Source organism: Listeria ivanovii subsp. ivanovii (genome assembly GCF_900187025.1).
Lineage (GTDB): Bacteria > Bacillota > Bacilli > Lactobacillales > Listeriaceae > Listeria > Listeria ivanovii.
Map to the genome: position 1 here is coordinate 2,199,704 of NZ_LT906478.1, position 25,302 is coordinate 2,225,005.

Consider the following 25,302-nt stretch of genomic DNA (forward strand, 5'->3'; position numbering starts at 1 on the left):
ATGAAAACAATTGGTGTTCTTGCAATTCAAGGAGCTGTCGATGAGCATGTTCGGATGGTTGAATCCGCCGGTGCGCTTGCAAAAAAAGTAAAGCGCGCAACTGATTTAACTGAGCTTGATGGGCTTATTTTACCAGGTGGAGAAAGTACCACCATGCGTAAAATAATGAAGCATTATGATTTAATGGATCCTGTCCGTTCATTTGCTAAAGAAGGTAAAGCCATTTTTGGAACTTGTGCCGGACTCGTCCTTTTATCAAAAGAAATTGAGAGTGGCGAAGAAAGTTTAGGGCTAATTGATGCAACTTCTGTTCGAAATGGTTTTGGACGTCAGAAAGAAAGCTTTGAAGCCGAATTGCTTGTAGAAGCATTTGGACCAGATCCATTTGAAGCAGTATTCATTCGTGCTCCTTATTTAACAGATCCAAGTAATAATGTCACGGTGCTAGCAATGATTGATGATAGAATTGTAGCAGCAAGACAAGATAAAATATTAGTAACAGCTTTCCATCCTGAATTAACAGACGATAATCGCTGGATGCATTACTTTTTAGAAAAAATCGTATAAAAAAGCAGTAGACTCGCGCGAGTCTACTGCTTTTTGCTAATTATTTATTTACTGCTTGAGCGGCAGTAATTAGTGTTAAATTATAAACATCATCTGTATTACAGCCACGAGACAAGTCATTTACTGGTGCATTTAAGCCTTGTAAAATCGGGCCAACTGCTTCAAAGTTACCTAAACGTTGCGCAATTTTGTAACCAATATTTCCTGCTTCTAAACTTGGGAAGATGAATACATTCGCGTCTCCTTTAATAACAGAACCAGGAGCTTTTTTCTCAGCAACGGTAGGAACAAATGCAGCATCAAACTGGAATTCGCCATCAAGTGTAAGTTCTGGCGCTTTTTCTTTTGCAAGAGCAGTTGCTTCTACTACTTTTTCTGTTTCATCGGATTTAGCAGAACCTTTTGTCGAGAAGCTTAGCATGGCAACACGTGGATCAATGCCGAAAATTTCAGCAGTTTCCGCACTAACAATGGCGTTCTCAGCTAAGTCTGCTGCAACTGGCGCGATATTGATTGCTACATCACTGAATAAATAGCGTTCTTCCCCGCGAACCATAATCATTGCCCCAGCCACTTTACTTACGCCTGGTTTTGTTTTAATAATTTGTAGTGCTGGACGAACTGTATCGCCTGTAGAATGAGCTGCACCACTTACTAATCCTTCAGCTTTACCTGTGTATACAAGCATAGTTCCAAAATAATTTGGATCTGCAAGCATTTTACGAGCAGCTTCTTCGGTTGCTTTACCTTTACGACGCTCCACAAATGCAGCCACTAATTCATCAAAAAGTGGATCTGTTGCAGGTTCATGAATGGCGATTCCTTCCACAGAAACACCAATTTGTTTTGCAACTGCTTCTACTTCGCTTTTATTTCCAAGTAAAATCGGTGTAACAATGTTTTCTTTTTTTAGACGTGCAGCTGCTCCGATGATACGTTCATCCGTACCTTCTGGAAGTACAATGCGCACATTTTTCCCAGTAACTTGTCCTTTAATCGTAGTAAATAAATCACTCATGGGTTATTTTCCTCCATTAATATAAAATGTTATAGATACTATTTTACTATAAAAACAAGCAACTTGATAGGCAAAAACCGATTAAAAACAGCTCTGGCACTTATTTCCGTGTATCAATACAGACGTAAAAAGGCATGACAATAAGACGAAAGAGCTATCTGAAGTTCAGAAATTTTTTTGCTGTTATACCATACTTTTTTGTCGTTTAACTAATTAAATCCAAAAAAAGCTTCATATTAAATTCCATTCGTGATAAAATGAACATAGTTGATAATGATTATCATATTCATTACATAATTTAAAAAGGAGGCCTGTTTGCTTATGCAATTAAATGAAACTGCCATTGGTGATAAAGTTCGTATTTCAGAATTAAAACTAGAAAATGCGATGCTTAAACGTCGCCTACTCGCGCTCGGTTGCGATGAGGGTTGTGAAATTTGTGTCAAACAAAAAGGATTATTTGGCGGACCATGTACGTTTGAGACGAAGGGACAATATATTAGTATTCGGCAATGCGATGCTTGTGCCATTATGGTGGAACGCAGATGAGTCAAAATACCTTTTGTTTACTAGGAAATCCAAATACAGGGAAAACATCTCTATTTAATGCACTGACTGGCTCTTATGAATATGTTGGAAATTGGAGCGGAGTAACGGTTGAAAAGAAAGTCGGAACCTTGCGTTCAAAAACGGGTAAATTAATTGATTTGCCAGGGATTTATGATTTAAATCCGATTTCCCGAGACGAGACAGTTGTTACACGTTTTTTATTAGAAGAAAAATTTGATTGTATGTTAAATATTGTCGATTCTTCGCAAATTGAGCGAAACTTAAATTTAACGATTCAACTACTTGAGTTCGGTGCCCCTGTTGTTATGGGACTAAATATGATTGATGTTGCAGCAGGACGAGGAATTCATCTAAATATCCAAAACCTCGCTAAAAAACTCCGAATTCCGATTTTGCCAGTCGTTGCTAGATCTGGTAAAGGCACCGATGATATTTTAACCACTTTATCTGAAAAACATGTCGCACCGGCAATTCCACTTGTTTTACCATATGGCGAGCCGACAGAAAAAGCGATTAACGCCATTGAAGACTTGACGAAAGATGTTGTCGCAAGCAAACAAGCACGCTGGCTAGCTGTACAATTTCTTTCTAAAAATGAAGTGATAGAAGAATTTTTAACAACACAACCTAACTTCGAACAACTCATTCTAATTCGAAGTGAACTTGAAGAAGCACTTGATGGTAAGCTAGAAAAACATTTTCACCAAATTCGTGTCGATTATATTCATGATATTTGTTTGACTTCGGTTGAATACACGCGTAATTCTGATATTCCTCTATCTGACAAATTAGATAAAATTTTTACGCATAAATTATTAGGGATTCCCATTTTCTTAGGAATTATGTGGCTGATTTTCCAAATAACCTTTACTTGGGTTGGTGCTCCATTGTCTGACTTACTCGACAGCTTTATCGGAGGTACATTCACAGATTGGGCAACCTCCTTTTTAACAACTATTGGCGCATCTGGCTTTATTATTGACCTAATTGCTGATGGAATTATCGCTGGTGTTGGGGGCGTTCTCGTCTTTGTCCCACAAATTCTAGTTATTTTCTTCTTCATTTCCATCCTAGAAGATTCCGGTTATATGGCGCGAATTGCTGTTGTGATGGACCGAGTAATGGAAATGTTTGGCTTAAATGGAAAAGCATTCATCCCGATGATTATTGGTTTTGGTTGTAATGTTCCAGGGATTATGGCGGCAAGATCCATTGAAGAATCTAAAGAACGCACGCTAACCATTTTAGTTTCTCCCTTTATGTCTTGTTCAGCACGCCTTCCGGTTTATGCCCTTTTTGTTGGTGTGTTTTTCGAAAAGTATCAAGCGCTGGTCGTTCTTTCACTTTATGTTATCGGAATTTTAATGGCTTTAATTATCACTAAAATCCTTTCAAAAACACTTCTAAAAAAAGATAATTCGGTATTTGTCGTAGAACTCCCGCCTTATCGCTTGCCCTCCCTTAGAACTTTATGGCGTAGCACTTGGGAAAAAGGAAAAGGATTTTTACGAAAAGCAGGGACATTTATCTTTGCTGGTTCCGTGATTATCTGGTTGCTTAATTATGCCGGTCCATCTGGCTTTGATGTGCCAATGGGCGAAAGCTTTTTAGCAATTATCGGTGGCATACTCGCACCATTGCTTGTTCCACTTGGTTTTGGAACTTGGCAAGCTGGGGCAACACTTATTCCCGGATTTTTAGCAAAAGAAGTAGTTGTTTCCACGATGGCGATTATTTATGCAGTTGGGGAAAGTTCAATGGGAAGTGTGGTTAGTACGTTCTATACCCCGCTATTGGCTTACTGCTTTATGTTGTTTATTCTGCTGTATATTCCCTGTTTAGCAACAGTTGCTGCGATTCGAAAAGAAACGAGTTCATGGAAATGGACTGCCTTCTCTGTCGCTTATCCACTTGTAACTGCTTATGTACTCGTTTTTCTTGTATATCAGATTGGTAGTCTATTCGTTTAAGGAGGGTGTTTTAGATGAGTATTATCGTTAACTTACTACTCGGTGGCGCCATTTTTGGTTATACTGTTTATGCGATTATAAAATTTGTCAAACGTAGCAAAGAAGGCAAATGCGGCGGCTGCGAGCTAGAAAAAGCTTGTAACTGCGAATCAGAGGAGCATACAAATTTGGACCATATATTTAAATGAAAAAACAAGAGAGTTAAATGGAATTCATTTGACTCTCTTGTTTTTTCATTGTAATCTATTATCCATTTTGCCTTTTTTATAGCCTATCCATCTTATTCTCTTATGATTTTTTAGATAATAAAATTTTATTAGTGAGTAGATTTAACAGAAAATAAATTGCTATAAAAGTACCCCAATAAAACAATAAATTCTCATAACCAAAGTGTAATACTCTAAATAAAACCTTATGAATTAGTATTACAAATAAGATTAATATACTATTTACAAATGAAATCCCTATTATTCTCATCTAATTGCTCCTTCCTCAATTCGAATGACCCTATCTGCTTTTTCAGCTATTTCTTGATCATGGGTTACGCAAACAATCGTTTTTCCTTGTCTTTTTAATTCAAAAAAAAGATCCATAATTTTTTGTTTGTTTTTCTCATCCAAGTTACCTGTGGGTTCATCTGCAAGTAATAACCGAAACGACTTCAATAGAACTCTCGTAATAGCTATTCTTTGTTTTTCACCACCACTTAATTGGTATACTTTTTGTGACAAATAGCTTTCACCTAATCCAACATATTGAAGCTGTTGGATTATTAATTCTCGCTTTACACCTTTCGAAATAGATAAGTTTTCTAATACTGTTTCATTTTCCATTAATAAATAATTTTGAAATATAAATCCTAGTGTCTCTCTTCTTAATAGCATAATTTCTTTTTTTGTTTGATGGTTCTTATGGTCAATTTGTATTTCGCCACTATCTTTTGATTCCAGATGCCCTATTATGTTCAGTAATGTTGTCTTTCCACTTCCACTTTCGCCAACAATTGCAACAAATTCACCATCTTCAACAGTAAGCGAAATGTTTTTCAATATGGATTTATCCTGAATTTTTTACTAATATTCTTTAATTTAATCATACTTTTCACCTTTTATTATAGATTTAATATCTTTATTTATCATATTCTGTCTTATATAATATAGTATCATCAACTCAATGCATATAATAAATAAAATAAAACTCCACACAATCATCTCTTTACTTACCAAAAATATTATTACACCCGAAAGAAAGCTGATAGAAAGGTTATAAATAATAAAAGCTTTACTACTTTCCCAAAATGAAAATCCAAACACATAATAAATTAGTTGCTTATAAAGGTTTTCTCGGTAATAAGCTAATATAAGTAATGCCATAAAAGCTAAAACGGATAATCCTAAAATAAGTGTTCCTATTAATTGTTGATAAATAGACCATTTTAGTGTTGTTATTTCATTTGACAGTTCTTCATAAACACTATCTACATGAGTTATTTCCTTTGCACCTGATTTTTTTATAAAAGGTTGAATTCTATTGAATGCGTCTCCTTTGGTTTTATCATTAAAAAATACAGAAGAAGTTAATCGTGCTCCAATATAAGAAGTATCAACATTACCTGTATATATTATTGCTATTGGATCAGTAATCATACTACTTTTGACCTCTCCAGCATTACTATCAAAAGTAAAATATTGTTGCTGATTTTTAGCGTATATGATATTGATATGTAAATCTTTCTTCCTTATATTTGATTTTGGTTGATTCAAAGCTTCATTATACATATTTGCTACTTCCACTTTTTGAAAATGAAAAAAGTCTAGATACATACTTTTTATTTCATCCGCAAAGCTCTTTTTACTTTCAGGGACAATAATATTTAACACCTTATCCTGGCTTATAACTTCTTTTTCTACCCGTTGCCCTTGAACCGTTTCAATCGGATTAAGTTTTAAATAGTTTAAATCAATTTCAACACTATTTCCTTCAGGTGAATTTATCTGACTATCATTTTTTAAATATGTTTTATAAAAAAATGTCTCATCATCAATTCTTTGAAAGTTTCCTGAGAACATCATAAACATTTCTTTATTTATTTTTCCTTGTTCATAAAAAGCACTAAATTTATTATTTAATAATCTGTCCATTTTCAAATCATCTCGAAGTTCTTCTGATACCAAGCCTACACGAACTTTATAAATATCTTTTGTTTTCCCCCACTCCTCAAAGCTGTCTAACTTATTATTTAATGTTTGAAATGATTGGTAACTGGAAACAAAAATACTACCACAAAGCATAAGGAGTACTAATTTAATCCCTAAATTGACGATTAAATGTTGTTTTTGTGACTGTACTTGATTCTTTGCTAATGGTTTATCTATTCGTTTGATTCTGAGATAACCAAAAAGATACATTAGAAGAACAATAGCACCTACCAACATAATATTAATAATAGTAAATTGCATTAGAAATTTTGCTAAGTAAATACTCTGCACACTAATTAAATAAACTATCAAAATCAAAAGAATAATGAATACAATATATATAGCAAATTTTATGAAACTAAAAAACAAAGAATTCAGAGTAGATAGTTTTGAATTCCCCCAAATCAGATTGACTATTAATTTATGTTTAGAATACATTAGGTAATAATATGTAATGATACATAAAATTATGATGCATAACAATAATGTCAGCAATAGAGGTAAGTTGATATAATTCCACCAACCAATATTAACTGAATTAACGGATATTTCGCCATATTGCTCAAATTCGTTTAAAAAAGCTTGATATGTATCTTTATTATCCAATCCTTCTATATAAAAAGTATCCCCCATACCAACATTGTTAACTTGTTCAAAATTATAAACCTTGATTGACCAATATTCTGATGGATGATATATTTCTCCAGATTGATTTTTAGAGTTAATCTTATCATTTGACAAGAACCCATTGCCATTAGGATTATTTCCATTTTTAAGTACTATATTTGAAGCAGAAAGAATATTGGAGGAATAAATATTTATAGCTCTTTCATCTAAAAACGTATATTGAGATATATTGATATTTTCTGATTCTGAGATTTTTAGAATAGATAAAATAAAGCGGGTGGCATCTTCCCCATTTTTATATTTAAAATGAACTTCTGTTTGATTTTTGAAAAGAAAGTCCCTTGATAAGGTATTTTTAATAAGATTAAAATACGTAAAATTCCCTATGATGAGTGTTATTAATATAACAATTGAAAGGAACTTTTTCACAACATCACCCTTTCTTATTATTGAAAAATTGGGAAATAACAAAAATGCTATTTCCCAGCTTTATATGTAACTATTTTGTATCCCAGTTAGCTTTATTTCCTGTTAATGAAGACTTTATCCATGCACTCGCTAACTTCCCTTTAGTCATCCAACCGCTACGCACTGTTGCTCTCCTATTTGAGGCGCTTGATCTGTGTGTTTTTGTAGGATGATTATAATTTGACCAATGCCTGTCTCCGCCCCATTTAACTGTAAAAGTTCCTCCTCTTGCTGATGCTTTTAACAGCGGTCGCGAATTAGTTGAAGCTTCTTTTGACTCGGAGAAAATCACTTTTTCACCTTCAGTATTTTTACTGATTAAGTTATCTAAGTTTGTCTCACCTTGCATTTCTTTTGTTGTACTGTCTGCAGCAAGAGCTCCGACTGGTGCTAATACAGTAAACAATGTAATTCCTAAAACCCAAACTTTCTTCTTCATTCTTTTCCTACTCTTTTCACTTCTAATTAAGTTTAAAATTGCATAGACATTTTTATCTCATTACCCTGCAAAATCATTTAAATTTTCAGATGGGATAAATTTATAAACATATGATTTTTCCATTAAGCAACATGATAAAAACGTTTAATTAAACTATATCATAAAATAATAATGTATAACCAAAAATGCATTAAAATGCCCATTTCTTGTCATCAGCAACTTAAAACTGCATTTATATTAGAAGAAATATTACGTATTTCGAGTAAAAAAACAATTTTTTTAAACAAAAAAATGCTGTCCTTAGATTTTATTCAATAATTATTCATACACCACATTAAAACGTCACAAAAAATTCACATTCAAGTATTTTATTAGTGTTTTTTATTGATATTTTTCACATAATACCTAACATTAATTGAAATAAAATTGAATATTTATTCATCAGTTCTAACACTTATAAACACATGCAATATGATTTTTACATTAAAATTAATTTCCTAAAGTATTCAATGACGATAGATGATGCATCTCAAAAGTGATATCCTTTTCATCAAATTTCATTTCTAAATCTAGAGGTAAATCCTGGAGTTTTATATTATAATTTTCATACAAAAAATCACCTTGTTAGTTTGGTCACTCCTACTCTAACAAAGGTGGTTTTTTTGTGTATTAAAACATGGATTTGAATACTCCTCTCAAAAGGAATCCCCAAATCCATTTTCCTACTTACTGAGATTTATTCCCTAATTCATTTATCTCTTCTCTGGCTTAATCATCACTTCCACAATCTCATACGGATTTCCCAACCTCGGGAAGGCCTTTTGGTGGAGGCTTCCTGCACCAAGTCCCGCGGATATAATCATTGTTTTGCCATCTTTTGTATGTTTGCCGTAAACATATTCAGGTAGAATTAATCGCTGTGGTCCTGGCGCAATAGCACCTATATTTGTAAACGGGATTCGGACAATTCCACCATGCGTATGCCCACTTAATGTTAAATCGAAATCATTATCTACATATAGCTCAAAATAATCCGGCATATGCGAGAGTAATACTTGATAATAAGCTGGATTCTGCTGCTTTTTAATTTCTGCTAACCCTTCCTCATAATAAGGATAATCGTAAGCTAAGTTCGCACTACTGCGCAATCCCGACATTTGAAATTTTTGCCCATTAACATCAATTGTCGCTGTTTCATCCTCTAAAATAACTACGCCTGCTTCTTCTAAAAAAGGCTTATAGTCCGTTTCGTACGCATTTTCAACATCATACTCATGATTGCCAGGTGAAAAATAAACTGGTGCAATTTTTGTTAATTGCTTAATAAAAGACTTTGGTACGCTATCACCTTGTTTATCAAACAAATCCCCTGTAATCGCGATAACATCCGGCTTTAATTCCGAAACTTTTGAAATCAGCTTACTATTGTTATCACCAAATTCACTAAAATGTAAATCAGATAACTGCACAAGTTTTATTTCTTTTGTAATTTTAGTAGAACTCACTTCATATTGTTTTACAGTTAACCTCGTTCCAGCGAACCAGCCCACGATAAGCAAGATAATAATAACGCCAATTGCAACAATCCACTTCTTTTTCCTAGTCATTTTTTCACCTCTATGTTGTCTTTTCATTTTATAAAAAAGCTCTACTGCAGAACAGCAAAGCCTTCTTTTCCTTATTTTACAGGAGGATTAGAAACAATCGCTGTGATTTTGCCAGTTATTTCCCAAGATTTTACATCATTTGGTAAAACAAAATGGTCGCCTTTTTTAATAGCTTGCTCTGTTTCTCCAATTTTAAGTACTGCTTCTCCGTCCAAAATACTTACTAATGTGTATGGCGCTTTAGCTGTGAATTCAGCCTTGCCATCCACTTCCCATTTGTAAACACTAAAGAAATCATTAGAAACAAAAGTAGTTTCCGTTAAGCCCTCTCGTGTTTCTGTTTGGATATCTAGTTTTGCATCAACATGAGGAGCTATTGTTACATCAATTGCTTTATCTAAGTGTAGTTCGCGTAAGTTTCCTTCTGCATCTTTGCGGTCATAATCATAAACTCGGTAAGTTGTATCGGAGCTTTGTTGGGTTTCAAGAACTAATGTCCCGGTTCCAAGCGCATGAATCGTACCACTAGGAACATAATAAAATTCACCTGGTTGGATCGCTACTTTTCGAAGCAGTTTGTCCCACTCACCATTTTTGGCCCAACTTGCGAATTCTTCTTTGCTCGCTGCTTTATGTCCGTAAATCAACTCTGCACCAGGCGCACAGTCAATAATATACCAGCATTCCGTTTTGCCAAGCTCGCCATTTTCGTTCGTCTTAGCATATTCATCATTTGGATGCACTTGAACTGAAAGATCCGTATTCGCATCTAAAATCTTCGTTAATAGCGGAAAAACTGCTTCTTTTGGATTTCCAAAAAGAGCTGGATTTTCTTGCCATAAGTCTGCTAATGTTTTTCCTTTAAATTCGCCGTTTTTAACTACGGAAGGACCATTTGGATGCGCGGAAATAGCCCAGTCTTCACCAGTAGTGTCAGACGGGATATCGTAACCAAAATAATCATGTAATTTCGTTCCACCCCAAATTCGGTCTTGAAAAACAGGATTTAAAAATAGTGCTTCTGTCATTATCAACTTACCTCCATTCCAGCTTTTCCGCTGGGTTTTGTCAATTAAAAGTATATACCAATACTGTAGAAGATGCTAGTTATTTTCCGCCTAAAAAGCCTCTTTCTTTTATTTGCTCTGTTAAATTTGGATAGTATGGCTTATCATAAAATTTCGCTAACCGTTCCGTGTAAGAAACAAACCCTTCTCGTTCTGAAAATGGAATAATTTCTTCATCATAAGCTTCCAGTAAAGGCATGACATCTGTTTGATATGTTTCCTCAAAATATACAGCTTCTTTTGGTAATCTTGGTTTAAGTGGTACTTCAACATCTGGTACTCCAATACAAAGACCAACTACAGGCATGACAAACTCCGGTAAACCTAGAAATTCAGAGGTAGCAGTAATGTTTCTCCTTAAACCGCCAATGCAAATCGTACCATAGTCTAATGATTCTGCTGCTGTTAACGCATTTTGCATGCTAAGACCAATATCTGTCGCAGCAACCATAAGCAAATCTTCTTCGCCTGAAATAGCAAAACTTTTCTCATGCATCTCACTAGCCAATTTCACTCGGTAGAAGTCTGCCACAAAACAAAGAAATACAGAACATTCAGCTATGTACGGTTGGTTACCACAAAGTTCCGCGATTTTATTTTTGCGAGCTTGATCTTTAATCGCAATAATCGAATAATGTTGGCCATTAATCCACGACGGCGCACTTTGAGCAGCACGAATAATTGCATCCAATTTTTTCTCAGGTATAGTTACCCCTTGTTTGTACTTGCGAAAAGAGCGGTGATTTCTAAGCAAAGTTAAAACATCATTCATATTTATGCCTCCCATTTTTTATTTCATTAGTTAAAGTATAGCTTGTTTTTAAGCAATTGTTAATGTTTTCTCTTGTATTTCGTGGAGATATTTTCTACACTTAAGTAGAAAGAGGTGAAAAGGCATGCGCCAACAACAAATTGACTTTAAATGGTTAGAAGAAAACTTTCTGACAGCAAATGAAGCAGCAGAGTTTTTAGGTATATCGAAGCAAGCGCTCCTTTCCCTAGCAAAACGGAATGTGCTTCCCTTTACAAAGAAAGGTAATATGATTCTCTTTCACCGGATTGATATTGAACTACGCCTAGAGAAACAACAAAGTCTACGCAAAAAATATCGTCCATTTGAAATCTAGATTCACAAACAGCGAAGCAGACGAACAAAGTCCGATATGGTACACTTTAGTTAGTGATATTCTAAACAAGGAGTGATGCATAGTGAATGAAGCAGTAAAAACATTAGATGGTTGGTTTTGTCTCCATGATTTCCGTTCGATTGATTGGGCAGCTTGGCGTGAGTTAAATCCAACTAATCAAGAATTGATGTTGAATGAGTTAAGTCATTTTTTAAGTGATATGGAAATTACAAAAAACATCGGTGAAGGGGAACACACAATTTATAGTATTCTTGGTCAAAAAGCAGACCTTGTATTTTTCACTTTACGCGATTCGCTTGAAACCTTAAATGAAGTCGAAAATCAGTTTAATAAATTAGCCATTGCCGATTACTTATTACCAACTTATTCCTACATATCTGTTGTCGAATTAAGTAATTATCTGGCTTCCCATATGGCTGGAGGCGAAGACCCTTATCAAAACAAAGGTGTGCGTGCTAGGCTTTATCCAGCTCTTCCACCTAAAAAGCACATCTGTTTTTACCCAATGAGCAAAAAACGCGATAGCACTGATAATTGGTATATGCTTCCAATGGAAGAACGCCAAAAATTGATTCGTGATCACGGTATGATTGGTCGCACCTACGCTGGTAAAGTACAACAAATTATCGGTGGTTCGATTGGCTTTGACGACTACGAATGGGGTGTCACTTTATTTTCTGACGACGCACTTGAGTTTAAACGCATTGTAACAGAAATGCGGTTTGACGAAGCAAGCGCGAGGTATGCCGAATTCGGTTCTTTCTTTATTGGAAACCTATTACCTTCTGAAGATCTATCCAAACTATTTACTATTTAATAAGCGAAAACTGGAATTTCTTGAAATAAATCTTTTTTATGAGGATTTGCTTTCGAGATTTCCAGTTTTTTATTTCATTAAACTAACATTTTTGTAAGGATACTATCTAAAATTGTCATGTGAGTCAATGGAACTAACTTCTTTTAAACGTTAGAATGTACACATACCTAATCAAATCTACTTTTAGAAGGAGTTAAAAACAATGGAAACTGTTTTACAAGCAAAAAATGTTAGAAAAATTTATGGTAGTAAAAAAACTGTTTATACTGCACTTGAAAATATTAGTATTGATATTAAAGAAGGAGAATTTACTGGAATTATGGGGCCTTCTGGTGCAGGTAAGTCTACTTTACTCAACGTACTTTCAACCATCGACACTCCTACTTCAGGAGATATTATGATAGCGGGCCAATCACTTGCAACTATGGACGAACAACAAATGTCAAGGTTTCGCCGTGACAAACTAGGATTTATCTTTCAAGATTATAATTTATTAGATACGCTAACTGTTCGTGAAAATATTATTTTGCCACTTGCGCTTGCTAAACGTCCTGTCAAAGAAATGGAAGAGAAATTGACGATCATTAGTCAAAAATTTGGGATTACGGATATTCTTGATAAATATCCTAATGAAATTTCTGGTGGACAAAAACAGCGTACAGCTGCCTCTCGAGCAATTATTACAACACCAAGTTTGATTTTTGCTGATGAACCAACCGGAGCACTTGATTCTAAATCTGCCACAAATCTATTGGAAAGCTTAAAAGACTTAAACGAGCAAGATAAGGCAACTATCATGGTCGTTACTCATGACGCCTTTGCTGCAAGCTTTTGCAAACGAATCCTATTTATTAAAGATGGAGAGCTATATACAGAAATCTATCGTGGAAGCAAATCACGTAAGGAGTTCTTCCAAAAAATTCTAGATGTCCTTGCTAAATTAGGAGGCGACACAGATGACCTTATTTGACCTAGCTAAAAAGAATATTCGACATAATTTTGTCCATTATTTTTTATATTTTGCTTCTATGACTTTTAGTATTATGATTTATTATACTTTCCTAGTTCTTTCTAAAGATCCCTCTGTTATGGAACAAATTAATAAATCCGCCAAATTATCAACCGCTTTCTCCGCATCTTCCGTAATTTTACTAATATTTGTAGCAATCTTCATTCTCTACTCCAATAGTTTTTTTACACGTAAACGAAAAAAAGAAATCGGTCTATACTCCTTACTCGGGCTTCGAAAAAAAGAAATTGGACGTATCTTATTTTATGAAAATTTCTTAATGGGTATTGGTGCACTTGTAATTGGAATTTTAGCTGGTACAGTTCTTTCTAAAATATTTGTAACGATACTTTTGAAATTAATCAATATTGGTAGCATTGGTGGTTTTGCCTTTTCATGGGGAGCCGTTACACAAACAAGTTTTGTTTTTATTATTATTACCTTGTTTACTTCTGTTTCTGGCTATCGAATTATTTTCCGAACTACTTTACTTGATTTATTTCATTCAGAAGCAAAACGGGAAAAAAGTCCCAAACCATCGCTTATCTTAGCCTTACTCTCACTTATCTTTATTGCAATAGGCTACACGATTGCAGGACAGCCACTTGATTCCAAAGACTCTCTGTGGAGAACACTTGGCTTAGGCCTTGGTGCTATTATCATTTTAACAACCGTAATCTTGGGAACGATTTTGTTTGTTACTTTCTTCTTACCTTATTTACTGGCAAAATTAAGAAACAACAAACGCTTCTTTTATAAAGGAAGTAATATCGTCTCTACTTCTCAGTTAACATTCCGAATTGCATCCAATGCAAAAACATTAATTATTATTTCTATCTTAAGTGCAACTACACTTTCAGCAATTGGTACGATTAGTAGTATTTATTATCAATCAAATAAAGAAGCTGCTAATAGCGCGCCGTCTACTTTCGAATATGAAATTCCATCCGATGCCGCACTAAATAAAAAAATCATTACAACCGCAGAAAGCGACTCAGATCATCCTGTAGAATATACTCAAAAAAGTACGACTTATATAGTTAAAATAGAAGGTACCGTTCCGAATTTATTTGAATATCAAGTAAATGATGGTATGCCTGTCATTTCTGAATCCAACTATAATTCACTCTTGAAAAAACAAGGAAATACAAACAATATAACTAATTTAAAAGAAAATCAAGCACAAATGGTTATTTCTAGTGCTTATGATGATAGTATGGAAAAGAGCTTATTAGGTAAAAAGTACACACTCGCTTCATCTGGAAAACCAACTGTAGAAATTAAGTCCGTTGTGCAAAACTCACCACTTGCACTTGCAGAAATGTTACTTGTACTTCCGGATAGCCAAGTAGAAACAATTGCTTCCACTAAGGGTATTCCTGTTAAAAACATTGAATCAATTGGTGTAGAGAATGATAAAAAAGCAACCGACTTAGATAAGAAAGTGCAATCTGTACTTCCAGAAAACACCATTTTCATTTCGCATCCCGCAACTTATCAAGAAATAATCACTATAAGTGGTGTACTTCTTTTCATCGGTATGTTCATTGGTTTTGTTTTCTTAGCAGCGACAGGTAGTATTATCTACTTTAAACAGCTAACAGAAGCTTATAATGATGTTGGAACTTTTGATATCTTGAAAAAAATCGGGTTAAATCGAAAAGAAATAAGAAAGGTTTTAGCTAAACAACTTTTATTAGTATTCTTAATCCCGCTAGTTATCGGTATTGCTCATAGCAGCTTTGCGTTGCTTGGTCTATCGCACTTACTAGCAATGGATATAACATTACCAGTACTCGTCTCAACAGGACTTTACACCTTAATGTATGTGTTCTATTACTTCCTTACATTAAATAGTTATACAAATATTGTATTCGGTAAAAAATAAAATTCCCCCCTTCCAGTTCAAAGCTAGTTAACTGGAAGGGAGGGATTATTTTTTTGCAATAAAAGCAAATACACTTGCAATCAGTGCGGAAGATCCCATTAATAGTTGCATGCCAAATACTTGATGTTCATTTTTCCCAAAGGTAATTCCGAGTGTCGTTTTAGCAAAACCAATCCATTCCGTTACCCATAGATAATTCGTCAGTAAAATGATAGCCGCGCCAAAAAGCACTCCGATTAATAGATAGGATACTCTCCACCAAGCAAGAATGGCCATAAGCAGAAATACTAATCCTAAAAAACAAGCAAAATAAGCATCAAAGGCTGTGGTAAAAAGATAACCTTGCTCACTACTAGTAGAATATAACTGTTTGAAAATCGTGATTGCTGTATAAACAGAAACCCCCATACCAAAAAGCGAGAACAATCCAGATGCATATCGCCATTTGTTTTTCCAATTTTGGTTCAAATCTAAATCCGTTTTTGCGCTTATAAACTTAGGTCCAATGAGCAGTAGTAGAAAAATTACTAATCCAATTAAAGATAACAATGTTCCAGACCACTCAAATGGTTGATTCTTTTCAAAATCTCGCAACACTCTAATTTGGTAATAATATACAGAAAACCCTTGAAATATTGTAAAACAAAGAACAAAAATAGCACTTCCAAAATAAAAATTTCGTCCTCTTATTAAACAAACTCCTAATATAAAAAGACCCAATCCAAATATCAACAGCATCCAGTAATTCCACACAAAAGTAAAGTCTTCCTGGGCATTCACATATCCTACAATTGCGCTCAGAAAGCTATAAATTTGCGTAAATCCGAGTGCAATTAATAAACTGCCACTTATTCCTATCAATTTATTAGACAAATCCTTCTCATTCCTTTCTATTTTTTTCTTATCATGTTACCCTAAAATCGAGGTGATAAAAATGAACTTAATAGTTTGGGACAAAAGCCAACCAATTCCTATCGAACTATTATTAGAAGCCGATCCTAGTGAAAAACAAATTGCCAAATATTTTAATAAATCCTCTGTTTTTCAACTAGTTGATGTAAAAAAAACACTTGGAATCATTTGCCTACTTCCCCTATCTACCGGCCAGCTTGAAATTATGAACATCGCTGTCTTACAAGAAGCTAGAAACCAAGGCATTGGTAAAAAACTCCTAAATCAAGCATTTGAGTTTGCAAGAATGAATTACATCTCTGAAATTATAATTAAAACTGGAAATTCAAGCATTAATCAACTTGCCCTTTATCAGAAAAGCGGATTTCGTATCCAAAAAGTTATCCCAAATTATTTTATTGAAAATTATCCCAAACAAATTATCTATGAAAATGGGATCCCCTGTTTGGATCAGATTATTCTCTCAAAAAACATAAAATCCTGATGAAAAATTCCATCAGGATTTTATGTTTTTTGTTTAATCGTTAAGAGCCATTTCGGAACGAACAACCGCTGAAATACGTTCACAATATTCATCTGTTTCTTCTTTTGATGCCGCTTCTACCATGACTCTAACAAGTGGTTCTGTTCCAGATGGGCGAACAAGTACACGACCGTTTCCAGCCATTTCCGCTTCCACTTCGCTAATCACTTTGCTTACTTTCGGATTATCCGTCACGTGGTTTTTATCACTAACGCGAATATTTTCAAGTTTTTGTGGGAATGTTTTCATTTCAGAAGCAAGTTCCGACAATTTTTTCCCTGTTGCTTTCATAACATTAATTAGTTGAATTCCGGATAGAAGACCATCACCAGTTGTATTATGATCTAAGAAAATAATATGACCAGATTGTTCCCCGCCAAGGTTATAGTTACCTTCACGCATTGCTTCCACTACGTAGCGATCTCCAACAGCTGTTTGTACATCCTCAATATTAAGTTCTTTTAAGCCTTTGTAAAAGCCAAGATTACTCATGACAGTGGAAACGATGGTGTTACTATTTAAAAGACCTTGTTCGCGTAGATATTTCGCACAAATGAACATAATTTTGTCTCCATCGACAATTTGGCCGATTTCATCAATCGCAATCACTCGATCTCCGTCACCATCAAAAGCTAAACCAACATCCGCTTTTTTTTCTAAAACAAAAGCAGCCAATGCTTCTGGATGTGTTGAACCAACGCCATCATTGATATTCAGCCCATTTGGAGATGCTCCCATCGAACTAATATCTGCATCTAAGTCTGCAAATAAATGTGTTGCAAGTCCAGAAGTCGCTCCATTGGCACAATCTAATGCGATATGATAACCATTAAAGTCATTTTCAATTGTTTGTTTTAAGTATTGAATATATTTTTGTTTACCTTCAAAATAATCGCTAACTGTTCCTAAACCTTCGCCACTAGGACGAGGTAGTGTATCTTCTGCAGTATCTAAAAGCTGTTCAATTTCTTCTTCTTGGTCATCAGAAAGTTTAAAGCCATCTGAACCGAAGAATTTAATCCCGTTGTCATCTACCGGATTGTGGCTAGCCGAAATCATCACGCTTGCGGATGCTCCTTGGGCTTTTGTTAAATAAGCTACTCCTGGAGTTGAAATGACTCCTAAACGCATTACTTCTATCCCAACAGACACAAGCCCAGCGATTAAAGCGGATTCAAGCATTTCTCCGGAGATTCGTGTATCACGAGCAACAAGTACACGCGGATGTTCACCTACATGACGAGTTAAAACATAACCGCCCATTCGACCTAATCGGAATGCAAGTTCTGGTGTTAATTCTGAGTTTGCTACCCCTCTAACTCCATCCGTACCAAAATATTTACCCATTTTATTACTCTCCTTCTAAGTCATTCAGTATCTAAATGATTTTTGTTTGTCGTTTTAGATTTTACTTTTTCCAAATTCCGGTTTTATCTACTAACTTTCAACCATATACCTGTTATTATACCTTTTTTAAGAAAAAATTTCATCCTTCTGCAGTAAAGTGTTGCTAATTCTCATCCTCTTCTATGTAAAAGCATAAAAGGAGGAGTATGAGACTCTATATCTCATACTCCATATTCTTATGTGTTTTTCGATGGAACCGTATTTTGTGCTTCTTTTTCTGTAATAATAAAGTCTGCTGAGGTTGGATTAATAACATAAGCGACATTATCAGGTAAACCATTTAGTTCTAGGGGAACCCGGAGCTCACCTGCTTTGCCTTTACTTAAGTTAGCAATAACGCTCAAATCTTTTACAGCAATCCTATCTACTGTTTTTTTCTCACCAGTAATAGTTACCGAGACTTTACCGTTTGCTGGTGTAATCATTTGTGCGTCTAAGGTATTTTTTAAACCACTCATATACACTTGCATATTGGAGAAGGACTTAGATACTTTAGAGTCGGTGTCGCTATCTCCTGAATCATCTGTGGCTGTCTTGTTTGAGTCCGTATCTTTTTTATCTTCTGAGGTGTTTGATTCACTATTTGCTTCAGACTTTTTTATGGTTTTTATTTTAACCTCTATTGTCGTTGGTTGAACTGATTTTGCTCCATTTGGAACAGGAACAGTCACTTCCTTAACGGTATCTGCTTTTATTTTAGTTACATCGATTGGGATTTCAATTTCTTTAATTTTATCAAGGACCGCATCATCGCCAACCACGACAACTTCTGACTTATCAGGCGTCATGCTAGAGATTTCAATATCGCTCTCTGGTGTTCCTTCTTGTTTAATTTTAACTGGAACCGATTTCCCTACTTTCTCAACAGGAACCGTGACTTCAATTTCTTGTGGGCTAACCTCTACGTCTAATTTATTTAAATTACTATCAAACACAGAAACGGTTGCTTTATCGGTGAATTCCGATTTATGCTTTCCATCATCTTCCAAAGTGGCTTTCACATAGGCGATTTGCTTAATGGTATCTTTTGCCCCTGTGATAGATACTTTTTTAGGATCAATGACTGGTGTTCCTGCTTGATATCCATCTGCAATGACTGATTTACTTAATTCTACATCTACAGAGAATTTTTTCGTCACTTTTTCTTGCACATTGACGTTTACTGAAGCTGGATCTACTTTTACTTTGAGTCTATCAGAAATGTCTTTTACTTGTAGTTTCACTTCTTGTGTTCCAATCGAGGCATTTTTCAAATCAGCGTAAACAGTAAAATCTTGCTGCGCTTTAGCCGATTGGACAATACTTCTTGGTCCAGAAATGGTCACAGTAACTGTCTCTGGAACACCAGAAATGTATAAATTCGTTTTATCATAATAAACTTTTACAGGTACGTTTTCGATTACTTCTGTATCACTCGAGGCAGTAGTTGAAAAGCTAGTTGTATCTTTATTGCTTGCGTTAACCGATGTGAAAAGGATGGCTGCAAGTAATAAAGCTATAATCCGAATCGACCACTTATTATTTAAAATTCGATCCATCATTCGCTTTTGCCTCCTTTCCATTTAGAAAGGATAGAAGGTTTTTTAACGGTAACTGTGACTAGTTCTTTTAGAAGAATTTTATGTAATTCTTCTTCGGAAACATCACGGAAAAGTTCTCCGCCTTTCGTTAATGAAATCCCACCTGTTTCTTCGGAGACAACAATCGTGATACTATCTGTCACTTCACTAATTCCAAGTGCAGCCCGGTGACGTGTCCCAAGTTCTTTGGATAAGAATGGGCTATCAGAAAGCGGCAAATAGCTTGCTGCCGATGCGATTTCATTTCCTTTAATAATTACTGCGCCATCATGAAGCGGTGTATTTGGAATAAAAATATTAATTAATAACTGGGAGGAAATTTTTGCATTGAGTGGAATCCCTGTTTCGATGTAGTCATCCATCCCTGTGTCACGCGCAACAGAGATTAATGCTCCGATACGACGTTTTGCCATATATTGGGTAGACTTCTCGATAGATTCAATTAAATGGTGCTGTTCACGCTCAATTCTTGAACCATAGCGGGTAAAAATATTCCCTCGACCAAGCGTCTCTAAAGCACGGCGCAATTCTGGTTGGAAGATAATTATTATTGCTAGGAATCCCCAAGTAAGCATCTGATCCGTAATCCATTCAACTGTTTGGAGTGCAAAAAATCCGCTTAATAGTTTTACTGCAATGATAATAAAAATACCTTTTAATAATTGAACTGCTTTTGTCCCTCGGATTAGCATGATCACTTTATAAATTACAAACCATACGACAAGAATATCTACAATATTTGCTAGATAATGCATTATCGACATATTGGAAAAATCCATCACTTCACCTCCGCGCCTTTTGTTAACTATTTATGCTAATTTACTAGTCATTTAATTGTTCACTTTCTTTATTATAGCATAAGAGCCCGGGCGGAAAAAGGAATCATCTCGCCAAAAATTGGAAAGATTTGTTAAAGAAAAAAACTTTTAGTAATATACTTGTTTAGTTACAAAACAATGCCGTATATTTTTTTAATACCCATATTAGTAATATTACTACGCGTAGTACCGTTGTTCGATACTTCCATTTTCACTGCTCGATCATTTTTGAATGTTGTCAAATCATCATTAAAATTGGCTGCATATTCATACATGTCTACATTAGTACCACTTGTATCACCAATATTGCTCGAAGCAAAAATAAATGATTTGGAAGACTCAAACAAACTTGGAGATACTAGTTTAGAAGCAGTTGTATAGCCCCCACCAGACTCAAGAACTACTTGAATAATATCAAAATTCTTGAGTGTTTCACGTAATTTAAATGTCGTTGTTAAATCTCCTTTAGTGCTCTGATCAAAAATTAACTCTGTACGTTTTCGATTCAAAATGAGATTTCGCAAACTTTCAATTTCTGTTTCTATATCCTCACTATTCATTTCTACAAGATCAAATGCTCTATTCATACGGTTTCCTGCTCCTCCTAAAGCATATCCTACTACAATATGCTTTTTATTATTTTTGTAATACACATAAACGTTTTCTGGTTCTACGTAATTGGTTTCTGTTGGTTGCATTGCTTTAGTATTAAATTTAAAAGTAGTTTGATATACACGTCTTCCTGTCACTACATCCACGCAAGTTACCTGTTTTAGTTCCTCACTTCCACCAGAGGAAGTATATAAATAAGGGAAATCAAGTGCGCAACCTTGGTAAGTATTTGTGTCATTAGCTTCGGAGGCCATTACTTTATAAAGTACTTCTAATTTCCCTTCTTTTATAGCAGATGCTCGAACAATTCTGATATTAAATGTTTTTGGATCTCCTCCAGAATGAAAAACTAACATGTCATTTTTCAAATCTCCTGAAATGCGATTATAACTACCACTTTCCACTTTAGAAATGAATATACTCGCTTCAATTCCTTTTAAAATTTTGTTACTTTCATATGGATATCGTACAACTTCCCATTTATTATTCACTTTGTATGCTGACCAAATATACATTTTCTTAGTTTCACTATCATAATCAAGTGCAATATTGGTGCCATGTCCACCATTTAAACACCACATTTGATCAATATATTTGCCTTTTAAATCTGTTCTAGTGATATTATATGATTCTCCTGCATTTGCATCTGTCATTTTCTTTCCACTATATTGTTGCGTCCAATAAATCATATTTCGCTCATAATCTACAGAAACAGATTGCATTACCCTAGCGTTATAGTCAACATTGTTTTTAGGTATAGAGGCTAAAATAGTTGCCTCATTTTCTACTAGTTTTAAATTTGCCATTTTTACACTCCTTTTCAATATATTATCAGCTGATGAAATAAGTATATGTTAGTTTTTCCTTCTAAAAGTATCATCTACAAAAAAACTTGCATCACTTAAATTGATGCAAGTTTTAAACAATTATTTAGTTATTTTTATCTCCTTTTTAATTTTGTGGAGTTGCTCATATAATTGAATTTCTATCGGCTCCCCGTGACATAATTTAATGGTCACATCGCCTTCAGCGACATTCACTTCTAGCAAACGATCACGGAAGTTAATTTTAAAACGGTAATTGCTCCAACCAATTGGTAAAAACGGTGCAAATCGAAGTTTCCCATCAGAAATTCGCATGCCGGCAAACCCTTGAACAATCGAGAGCCAGCTTCCTGCCATTGATGTAATGTGGAGTCCATCTTCGGTATCGTTATTAATATTGTCTAAATCAAGTCGAGCGGTTCGTTTATAAAGTTCCACCGCTTTATCATGCTTCCCAATTTCCGCAGCTAACACGGAATGGACTGCTGGCGATAAACTGGATTCATGGACTGTCAGCGGTTCATAAAATTCAAAATTACGTTGTTTCGTATCAAAGTCGAAGTCATCATGGAATAAATATAACCCTTGCAGAACATCTGCCTGTTTAATGAAGCAAGAACGTAAAATCTTATCCCAAGACCAGTTTTGATTAATAGGTCTGTCTTCTGCTTTCAGTGTATCTGTTGAACGTAATTCTTTATCTAAGAATGTATCGTGCTGAACGAAAATTTGCCACTTCTCATCAAAAGGATAATACATTCTATGCACAATGTCTTCCCATTTAGCAATTTCAAATTCTGTAATATCAAAATGTTTTTTCGATTCAGTGTCTAGGTTTTGAAGCGTGTAGCGAATTGTCCACGCGGCAATATAGTTGGTATACCAGTTATTGCTGACGTTATTATCATATTCATTCGGCCCTGTAACACCGTGAATCATGTATTTATCTAACCGATCAGATAAATGCACTCGGTCAGCCCAGAAACGGGTAATTTCAGTTAGAACTTCGATACCATCTGTTTTCAAATAGCTGTCGTCGCCCGTATAATTTGTATAGTTATAAATCGCATAAGCAATCGCACCATTTCTGTGGATTTCTTCAAAAGTGATTTCCCATTCGTTGTGGCATTCTACACCTGTAAAAGTTACCATTGGATAAAGCGCGCCGTCTAAACCGACTTTCTTAGCATTGATTTTGGCTCCCGCTAATTGGTCGTGACGATATTTCAATAAATTGTGACTAACAGATTTATCGGTTAATGATAAGTACATTGGTAATGCAAATGCTTCCGTGTCCCAATAAGTTGCACCGCCATATTTTTCACCTGTAAAGCCTTTAGGGCCAATGTTTAACCGTGCATCTTCACCGTAATAAGTTGCAAATAATTGAAAAATATTAAAGCGGATTCCTTGTTGCGCGGAATCATCTCCAGCAATTTCCACATCAGCTTTATCCCAGCGTTCGCGCCAACCGGCAACGTGAGCTGCGAGAAGTTCTTCGTAAGAGCTTGAGGCAAGTTTATTCAAGATAGCCTCACCAGCACCTAGAACCTCTATCTCAGAAAAGTCACGAGAAGTCGTAATTACCACTCGTTTTTCAATTTGCGCCACTTCATTTGCTTTTAAATCAAAGTGATACTTATTTTCTGCGTAAAGTGATTTCGTTTGATTTGTTTCGTTGGTCGCATTGGTACGATTTTCTACCACAGCAGAAACAGTAAAACGTGGCGTATCAAAGTTATTCGGAATCGTTTTTGTAATTAGTGAACCTTTATTCGTATCGGAAAATTGTTCGACTTCTTGCCAAAACATTTCTTCATAGTTAGCATCTTCATTTTGAACATTACCATCTAAATAAGAAGTTAATTCGACTGTCGCATCGCTTAACGCTTCCACTTGGTAACGAATAACTGCCAACTCTTTTGTTTCAACACTTAAAAACCGCTCTGCCGAAACTCGGAAAGATTTGTTATTTTTAACTACTGTGAAATGACGACTGAGTGTACCTTTTTTCATATCTAAAATAAGCTCGAAATCGCTCACTTCATCTGTGAATAAATCTAGTTTTTCACCATCAAGTCGAACGTCGATCCCAATAAAATTTAGTCCGTTAATGACTTTGCCAAAATAATCTGGGTAGCCATTTTTCCACCAACCAACGCGTGTTTTATCAGGAAACCAAACACCTGCATAATATGTTCCAATATGGCTATCGCCGGAGTATCCTTCTTCAAAATTCCCGCGCATCCCCATGTAACCATTACCAAGCGAAGTTAAACTTTCTTGAAGTCGCTTGTTTTCTTTATCTAATTTGGTTGTTCGTAATGTCCATGGACTAATTTCAAATAATTGATTCTGTGCCATACTAAATCCTCCTAATTAGCGACTAGCAGCCATATTTTTCTCACTAGTCTTATAAAATCTTGTCTTCAAAAATGTCCAAGCTATCATTAGCACCATTCCAAGCGACTGAACAGCCATAATGATTGTAATATCAAAATAGATAAAACCAATCAGACATGCGGCAATCACTGGAATTCCTAGTGCGTTTAATGTTAAATTTAATGATTCTTTAAAAGAAGCAATCTTTGAAAAGCTACTCCGTTTTGTCATCCAAATGAAAAGTGTTGTAAAGATAGCTAGCATGAGCGAACTCACGAAAACGATTGAACCAATCATCATCACCATGGATAGGAAAACAAATGCTTGGTTTTCTAAATACCACTGCGCCGAAATCCAATTAACCAGTGATTCTCCGGAAGTAATTTCCGCTAATGTGGCATCTTTTGGATAAGTTACTTCAAATGTATAACCACTCGCATCTTTAAGTTGCATTTCGTTTGCTTTGAGGTTAATCACATTCTCCGCACCTCTAAGTTCAGCATCGGTTAAGTTAACACCAGCAACTCCAGCATTCGATTTTTCTACCAAATGGGCATTTTTATCGGTTAATTCTCCGTTTTCCAGTGATAAACTTTGGATGTCATTCGCGAATTGATCCGTTCCGAGTGTAGCCATTCCCGGCATTATTTCTGGCAAATCAAAACTTGTTTGGTTAGCAAAATGAGCCGAAACTGGTAGTAATAGTAAAGCATTTAAGAAAATAAATACAATTACCATTTGCCAAAATCCAAGTGCTTTCCGCCCATCAAAAATGGCATTTGGACCTAATGTGCTTTTTACATATTGAATGATAAATGGAATTTTTTTCATTGATATCACAGCCTTTTTAA

At 35.1% G+C, this 25,302-nt stretch carries 23 protein-coding genes and 1 pseudogene; 9 read left to right on the forward strand and 15 right to left on the reverse strand.

Features of this window, described 5'->3' with window-relative positions; translation table 11 throughout:
• Window positions 1-567, forward strand: coding sequence for a pyridoxal 5'-phosphate synthase glutaminase subunit PdxT (gene pdxT / locus CKV67_RS10860; protein ID WP_014093435.1), 567 nt, complete (start codon window positions 1-3; stop codon window positions 565-567).
• Between the two features lie 40 nt (window positions 568-607).
• On the opposite strand, the gene pta is transcribed toward pdxT, so the two are convergent.
• A complete protein-coding gene (pta, locus tag CKV67_RS10865) occupies window positions 608-1,585 on the reverse strand; it encodes a phosphate acetyltransferase (protein WP_014093436.1) in 978 nt (325 codons plus the stop codon).
• Window positions 1,586-1,906: 321 nt separating this feature from the next.
• Here pta and CKV67_RS10870 point away from each other — a divergent pair, with 321 nt between their 5' ends.
• The 3 genes from CKV67_RS10870 to CKV67_RS10880 are packed head-to-tail and all read left to right on the forward strand — an operon-like array spanning window position 1,907 to window position 4,313.
• Complete coding sequence (locus tag CKV67_RS10870; protein WP_014093437.1) at window positions 1,907-2,134, forward strand: FeoA family protein; 228 nt, start codon at window positions 1,907-1,909, stop codon at window positions 2,132-2,134.
• Window positions 2,131-4,125 carry a ferrous iron transport protein B gene (gene feoB, locus CKV67_RS10875; RefSeq protein WP_014093438.1) on the forward strand — a complete coding sequence of 665 codons (1,995 nt, stop codon included), beginning with the start codon at window positions 2,131-2,133 and terminating at the stop codon, window positions 4,123-4,125. Before CKV67_RS10870 ends, feoB begins: the two co-directional genes overlap by 4 nt.
• 14 nt (window positions 4,126-4,139) lie before the next feature.
• Entirely contained in the window at window positions 4,140-4,313 is a 174-nt protein-coding gene (locus CKV67_RS10880; RefSeq protein WP_014093439.1) for a FeoB-associated Cys-rich membrane protein, read from the forward strand.
• 100 nt (window positions 4,314-4,413) lie between these two features.
• Here the strand turns inward: CKV67_RS10880 and CKV67_RS10885 are convergent, their stop codons facing one another.
• From CKV67_RS10885 to CKV67_RS10915, 7 genes and pseudogenes are all read right to left on the reverse strand, one after another.
• Window positions 4,414-4,602, reverse strand: a complete 189-nt coding sequence (locus CKV67_RS10885) for a bacteriocin-like WGxF protein (protein WP_025280041.1) — start codon at window positions 4,600-4,602, stop codon at window positions 4,414-4,416.
• Window positions 4,599-5,221: pseudogene (locus tag CKV67_RS10890) on the reverse strand (ATP-binding cassette domain-containing protein). Before CKV67_RS10890 ends, CKV67_RS10885 begins: the two are co-directional and overlap by 4 nt.
• On the reverse strand, window positions 5,214-7,379 hold the full coding sequence (locus CKV67_RS10895; protein WP_014093440.1) for a DUF1430 domain-containing protein: 2,166 nt from the start codon (window positions 7,377-7,379) through the stop codon (window positions 5,214-5,216). The pseudogene CKV67_RS10890 and the gene CKV67_RS10895 overlap by 8 nt, the downstream one beginning before the upstream one ends.
• A gap of 70 nt (window positions 7,380-7,449) precedes the next feature.
• The gene (locus tag CKV67_RS10900; RefSeq protein WP_014093441.1) at window positions 7,450-7,857 is read right to left on the reverse strand and encodes a lactococcin 972 family bacteriocin; all 408 of its coding nucleotides are present in this window, start codon (window positions 7,855-7,857) and stop codon (window positions 7,450-7,452) included.
• A 752-nt stretch (window positions 7,858-8,609) separates the two neighbouring features.
• A complete protein-coding gene (locus CKV67_RS10905; protein WP_014093442.1) occupies window positions 8,610-9,464 on the reverse strand; it encodes a metallophosphoesterase in 855 nt (284 codons plus the stop codon).
• Window positions 9,465-9,535: 71 nt separating this feature from the next.
• Window positions 9,536-10,492: a mannose-6-phosphate isomerase, class I gene (manA, locus tag CKV67_RS10910; protein ID WP_014093443.1), complete on the reverse strand. Its 957-nt coding sequence runs from the start codon at window positions 10,490-10,492 to the stop codon at window positions 9,536-9,538.
• 79 nt (window positions 10,493-10,571) lie between these two features.
• On the reverse strand, window positions 10,572-11,303 hold the full coding sequence (locus tag CKV67_RS10915) for an NADPH-dependent oxidoreductase (RefSeq protein ID WP_014093444.1): 732 nt from the start codon (window positions 11,301-11,303) through the stop codon (window positions 10,572-10,574).
• Window positions 11,304-11,427: 124 nt separating this feature from the next.
• Here CKV67_RS10915 and CKV67_RS10920 point away from each other — a divergent pair, with 124 nt between their 5' ends.
• From CKV67_RS10920 to CKV67_RS10935, 4 genes are all read left to right on the forward strand, one after another.
• On the forward strand, window positions 11,428-11,658 hold the full coding sequence (locus tag CKV67_RS10920) for a helix-turn-helix domain-containing protein (protein WP_014093445.1): 231 nt from the start codon (window positions 11,428-11,430) through the stop codon (window positions 11,656-11,658).
• An 82-nt stretch (window positions 11,659-11,740) separates the two neighbouring features.
• A complete protein-coding gene (gene hemQ, locus CKV67_RS10925) occupies window positions 11,741-12,496 on the forward strand; it encodes a hydrogen peroxide-dependent heme synthase (protein WP_014093446.1) in 756 nt (251 codons plus the stop codon).
• 202 nt (window positions 12,497-12,698) lie between these two features.
• Window positions 12,699-13,466 carry an ABC transporter ATP-binding protein gene (locus CKV67_RS10930; protein WP_014093447.1) on the forward strand — a complete coding sequence of 256 codons (768 nt, stop codon included), beginning with the start codon at window positions 12,699-12,701 and terminating at the stop codon, window positions 13,464-13,466.
• A complete protein-coding gene (locus tag CKV67_RS10935; RefSeq protein WP_014093448.1) occupies window positions 13,453-15,393 on the forward strand; it encodes an ABC transporter permease in 1,941 nt (646 codons plus the stop codon). Before CKV67_RS10930 ends, CKV67_RS10935 begins: the two co-directional genes overlap by 14 nt.
• Before the next feature lie 45 nt (window positions 15,394-15,438).
• Here CKV67_RS10935 and CKV67_RS10940 read toward each other — a convergent pair whose 3' ends face one another.
• On the reverse strand, window positions 15,439-16,266 hold the full coding sequence (locus CKV67_RS10940) for a hypothetical protein (RefSeq protein WP_014093449.1): 828 nt from the start codon (window positions 16,264-16,266) through the stop codon (window positions 15,439-15,441).
• A 61-nt stretch (window positions 16,267-16,327) separates the two neighbouring features.
• Between CKV67_RS10940 and CKV67_RS10945 the strand changes: the two genes are divergently transcribed.
• A complete protein-coding gene (locus CKV67_RS10945) occupies window positions 16,328-16,789 on the forward strand; it encodes a GNAT family N-acetyltransferase (RefSeq protein WP_014093450.1) in 462 nt (153 codons plus the stop codon).
• A 33-nt stretch (window positions 16,790-16,822) separates the two neighbouring features.
• Here the strand turns inward: CKV67_RS10945 and glmM are convergent, their stop codons facing one another.
• From glmM to CKV67_RS10975, 6 genes are all read right to left on the reverse strand, one after another.
• Window positions 16,823-18,175, reverse strand: coding sequence for a phosphoglucosamine mutase (gene glmM, locus CKV67_RS10950; RefSeq protein ID WP_014093451.1), 1,353 nt, complete (start codon window positions 18,173-18,175; stop codon window positions 16,823-16,825).
• A 236-nt stretch (window positions 18,176-18,411) separates the two neighbouring features.
• Window positions 18,412-19,773 carry a CdaR family protein gene (locus CKV67_RS10955; RefSeq protein ID WP_014093452.1) on the reverse strand — a complete coding sequence of 454 codons (1,362 nt, stop codon included), beginning with the start codon at window positions 19,771-19,773 and terminating at the stop codon, window positions 18,412-18,414.
• Window positions 19,773-20,594, reverse strand: coding sequence for a diadenylate cyclase (dacA, locus tag CKV67_RS10960; RefSeq protein WP_014093453.1), 822 nt, complete (start codon window positions 20,592-20,594; stop codon window positions 19,773-19,775). Before dacA ends, CKV67_RS10955 begins: the two co-directional genes overlap by 1 nt.
• A 167-nt stretch (window positions 20,595-20,761) precedes the next feature.
• Window positions 20,762-22,051 (reverse strand): phage baseplate protein, encoded by a 1,290-nt coding sequence (locus CKV67_RS10965; protein ID WP_014093454.1) that lies wholly within the window; start codon window positions 22,049-22,051, stop codon window positions 20,762-20,764.
• A 120-nt stretch (window positions 22,052-22,171) separates the two neighbouring features.
• Window positions 22,172-24,433, reverse strand: a complete 2,262-nt coding sequence (locus tag CKV67_RS10970) for a glycoside hydrolase family 65 protein (RefSeq protein ID WP_014093455.1) — start codon at window positions 24,431-24,433, stop codon at window positions 22,172-22,174.
• A 15-nt stretch (window positions 24,434-24,448) separates the two neighbouring features.
• Window positions 24,449-25,282, reverse strand: a complete 834-nt coding sequence (locus CKV67_RS10975; RefSeq protein ID WP_014093456.1) for a DUF1189 domain-containing protein — start codon at window positions 25,280-25,282, stop codon at window positions 24,449-24,451.
• Window positions 25,283-25,302: the final 20 nt, after the last annotated feature.

Coding starts and splice junctions, on each gene's coding strand:
- pdxT (WP_014093435.1), top strand. CDS start 1: ATGAAAACAATTGGTGTTCTTGCAATTCAAGGAGCTGTCGATGAGCAT.
- pta (WP_014093436.1), bottom strand. CDS start 1,585: ATGAGTGATTTATTTACTACGATTAAAGGACAAGTTACTGGGAAAAAT.
- CKV67_RS10870 (WP_014093437.1), top strand. CDS start 1,907: ATGCAATTAAATGAAACTGCCATTGGTGATAAAGTTCGTATTTCAGAA.
- feoB (WP_014093438.1), top strand. CDS start 2,131: ATGAGTCAAAATACCTTTTGTTTACTAGGAAATCCAAATACAGGGAAA.
- CKV67_RS10880 (WP_014093439.1), top strand. CDS start 4,140: ATGAGTATTATCGTTAACTTACTACTCGGTGGCGCCATTTTTGGTTAT.
- CKV67_RS10885 (WP_025280041.1), bottom strand. CDS start 4,602: ATGAGAATAATAGGGATTTCATTTGTAAATAGTATATTAATCTTATTT.
- CKV67_RS10900 (WP_014093441.1), bottom strand. CDS start 7,857: ATGAAGAAGAAAGTTTGGGTTTTAGGAATTACATTGTTTACTGTATTA.
- CKV67_RS10905 (WP_014093442.1), bottom strand. CDS start 9,464: ATGACTAGGAAAAAGAAGTGGATTGTTGCAATTGGCGTTATTATTATC.
- manA (WP_014093443.1), bottom strand. CDS start 10,492: ATGACAGAAGCACTATTTTTAAATCCTGTTTTTCAAGACCGAATTTGG.
- CKV67_RS10915 (WP_014093444.1), bottom strand. CDS start 11,303: ATGAATGATGTTTTAACTTTGCTTAGAAATCACCGCTCTTTTCGCAAG.
- CKV67_RS10920 (WP_014093445.1), top strand. CDS start 11,428: ATGCGCCAACAACAAATTGACTTTAAATGGTTAGAAGAAAACTTTCTG.
- CKV67_RS10930 (WP_014093447.1), top strand. CDS start 12,699: ATGGAAACTGTTTTACAAGCAAAAAATGTTAGAAAAATTTATGGTAGT.
- CKV67_RS10935 (WP_014093448.1), top strand. CDS start 13,453: ATGACCTTATTTGACCTAGCTAAAAAGAATATTCGACATAATTTTGTC.
- CKV67_RS10945 (WP_014093450.1), top strand. CDS start 16,328: ATGAACTTAATAGTTTGGGACAAAAGCCAACCAATTCCTATCGAACTA.
- glmM (WP_014093451.1), bottom strand. CDS start 18,175: ATGGGTAAATATTTTGGTACGGATGGAGTTAGAGGGGTAGCAAACTCA.
- CKV67_RS10955 (WP_014093452.1), bottom strand. CDS start 19,773: ATGGATCGAATTTTAAATAATAAGTGGTCGATTCGGATTATAGCTTTA.
- dacA (WP_014093453.1), bottom strand. CDS start 20,594: ATGGATTTTTCCAATATGTCGATAATGCATTATCTAGCAAATATTGTA.
- CKV67_RS10965 (WP_014093454.1), bottom strand. CDS start 22,051: ATGGCAAATTTAAAACTAGTAGAAAATGAGGCAACTATTTTAGCCTCT.
- CKV67_RS10970 (WP_014093455.1), bottom strand. CDS start 24,433: ATGGCACAGAATCAATTATTTGAAATTAGTCCATGGACATTACGAACA.
- CKV67_RS10975 (WP_014093456.1), bottom strand. CDS start 25,282: ATGAAAAAAATTCCATTTATCATTCAATATGTAAAAAGCACATTAGGT.